At 37.5% G+C, this 251-nt stretch carries 2 protein-coding genes; both read right to left on the reverse strand.

From position 1 onward, the window contains the following. The coding region (locus ABN217_RS19470) for a hypothetical protein (protein ID WP_349459887.1) at positions 1–50 on the reverse strand (50 nt) is incomplete at its 3' end. Further along, positions 47–251, reverse strand: a 205-nt coding sequence (locus ABN217_RS19475; RefSeq protein ID WP_349459886.1) for a helix-turn-helix domain-containing protein, incomplete at its 5' end; no start/stop codon positions are given. The genes ABN217_RS19470 and ABN217_RS19475, both read right to left, overlap by 4 nt.

The following is a 251-nucleotide window of genomic DNA, read 5'->3' on the forward strand; positions in this document are numbered from 1 at the left end:
TAAGCAGGCCCCGTTACTAACAAGCAGTATGTGAGAGGTTGTTGACTCATTCCTCACTCTTAAATTGGCGAATATAAAGATAAACCGTATGTTTAGAGATATTTAAACGATCTGCCACTTGGTTGATGGCATCTTTAATATCAAAAATACCTTTTTCGTACAGGTTGAGTACAACTTGCTTGTTTTTCGCATTGTTTGATACGTTACGATCTGCTCCCACCTCTTCAATCGTAAATTCTAATGTTTGTGCA

The organism is Proteus sp. fly-1067 (assembly GCF_040139345.1).
In the GTDB taxonomy this organism is placed as follows: domain Bacteria; phylum Pseudomonadota; class Gammaproteobacteria; order Enterobacterales; family Enterobacteriaceae; genus Proteus; species Proteus vulgaris_B.